Source organism: bacterium (genome assembly GCA_035454885.1).
Taxonomy (GTDB): domain Bacteria; phylum UBA10199; class UBA10199; order JACPAL01.
This window is the reverse complement of sequence record DATIGE010000046.1, coordinates 1-2,284: the sequence shown is the minus strand read 5'-3', so window position 1 is coordinate 2,284 and position 2,284 is coordinate 1. Positions and strand designations below refer to the sequence as shown.

2 protein-coding genes are annotated in these 2,284 nt (G+C 64.4%); both read left to right on the top strand.

Annotated elements, in window-relative coordinates; all coding sequences use genetic code 11:
- The coding region (locus VLJ37_08270) for a capsule assembly Wzi family protein (GenBank protein HSA59665.1) at positions 1-1,683 on the top strand (1,683 nt) is incomplete at its 5' end.
- Between the two features lie 21 nt (positions 1,684-1,704).
- The coding region (locus VLJ37_08265; protein HSA59664.1) for a CDP-alcohol phosphatidyltransferase family protein at positions 1,705-2,284 on the top strand (580 nt) is incomplete at its 3' end.

The following is a 2,284-nucleotide window of genomic DNA, read 5'->3' as shown; positions in this document are numbered from 1 at the left end:
CCGCGCGAAGAAAGCTTGAAAACGGCCAAACCCCTCACCCTCGCCCTCCTCTTGATGCTGGCGCCGTTGCCGGCCCTGGCCGCGGATTACAGCACGGCCAATGTCCCCGTCGACGACCCCGTCTATCGCGACATCGACCGGCTGGTGGGGTTGGGGCTGGCGAGGGACGTGATCTACGGCCAGAGGCCCTGGAGCCGGGGAGAGATCGCCCGGATCATCGCCGCGGCGGTGAAGAAACAACGCGCCCAAGGGCCCGTCCTCGCCCCGGACGAACGGGAGATCGGCCTGCGCATCGGGACCGACGACCTCTTGGAAAGGCTCGAAAGGGACTACCGGGAGGAATTGGTGCAACTGGGGGCGGCCGAAGGCGACCGGAAGACCTTCTCCCTCCACCCGCTCTCCTACGTGGAGGGCGGCTACACCTTTTTGGACAGCGAGGCGCGTCCCGTACCCGATAACGGGCTGGGCCCCGTGGACGCCCGGATCGAACCGCTCTCCGCCTACCGGGAGGGACGGCGCTACCCCGACGGCCACCAGTTGGCCCTGGAGACCGAGCACCGGCTCCGGGCGGGCCGCTTCTTTTCCTTCTACCTCCGTCCCCGCCTCCAATTCGACGTGACCCACGGCGGCGATGCGAGCGTCCATCCCTACGTCCAGCAACTCTACGCCAAGTTCGCCGTCCCTCACTTTGAACTTCTGGCCGGACGCGATTCGATCGAATGGGGTCAGGGCGAGTTCGGCGGCATCCTCCTCTCCAACAACGCCCGGCCCCTGGACATGATCAAGGTGTCGAACCCGTCCCCGAGCATTCTGCCGTGGATCTTCCGCTACATCGGTCCCATCCGTTACACCCTCTTCGCCGCCAATCTCGGTCCGGAGAGGGAGTTTCCCCATTCCTTCCTGACGGGGTTCAAGGTCAACCTCAAGCCCGTGTCCTTCTTCGAGGTCGGCTTGAGCCAGTTGGTCATGATGGGGGGCGACGGCTCTCCGTCGCTCTCGTTCGGCCGCGCCGTGAGCGAGTTCTTCGGCTTCCGGGGCAACACGCGCGGCGTGGAGAACGTCGCCAACCGGGAAACCGGTTTCGATTTCCGGTTTTATCTCCCCTTTCTGCGCAACACCCAGCTTTACTGGGAACTTCAATTCGAAGACGTCTACCACGATCGCACTTTTATGATCACCGACCTCGCCAACCACCAGGCGGGGATCTACATTCCGCGGCTGAACAACGAAGGAACGATGGCGCTCCGCCTGGAATACCGTCACGGGTCTCCGTATTTCTACCGTCACGGAACCTTCCGAACCGGCATGGCCCTGAACGGGCGGCTCTGGGGTGACGAACTGGGACCCCAGGCGGACGGGGCCTACGTGACCTTCACGCACGATCCTTCGGAACGCCTGCGCCTGACCTGGAACTTCCGCTACGAGCGGAGGGACGGCGACGTGCTCTTGGAACTCCTCGACCCCGACGGCGGCAACCGGCGGCTGACCGTGGTCACGCCCGCGCCGGCCGAGCACCGGATCGCCGCGCACATCCGCGGCGACTACCTCGTGCGTCCCCTGAATCCGAAGATCAGACTCCGCCTGGAGTTGGGCTACGAACGCATCCTTTCCTTCAACTTCGTCCAAGGAGACGGCCGCAACGGCTTCCTGACCGGCGCCTCGGCCCGATTTGATTTGTTTTAAGTTGTCGGGTAAGCCCAACCCGTGAACCTGAACGCGCTCCGCAAACCGGCCGACGGCCTCGTCTCCCGCTGGCTGAACCGCCGCATCTCCTTGGCGATCACGCGGCGCCTGGCGGGCGTCCCGATCACACCCAACCAGATTTCGATTATTACGATGCTGCTGGGATTGGCCTCGGGTGTCGCCGTGGCGCGAGGAACCTACACCCTGGGGGTCGTCGGCGCCGCCCTCCTTCAGCTCCAGTCGACGCTCGACGGCGTGGACGGCGAGTTGGCCCGCCTCCGCTCGCAATGCACGCGTCTCGGACAATGGCTGGATACGCTCAGCGACGACTTCTCCGAATTTTCCTTTCTGCTGGGGCTGACGGTCGCGTCGTCTTCATCCGGTTCGCCGGGGCTTGCGACCCTGGGACTCTTGGGACTGGCGGCCTATGCGGCGGCCAAGAGCATCCTCTATTACCTTTTGGCGACGGTCTTCCGCTCGGGCAATCTCCAAGACTTCAAATGGGAGGTCGGCGGGCCCCGGTCGTGGACCGCTCACATCGAGCTCCTCTTCAAGCACGATTTCCTCTGCCTGTTCTTTCTCGTTCTCGCCCTGGCCGGAC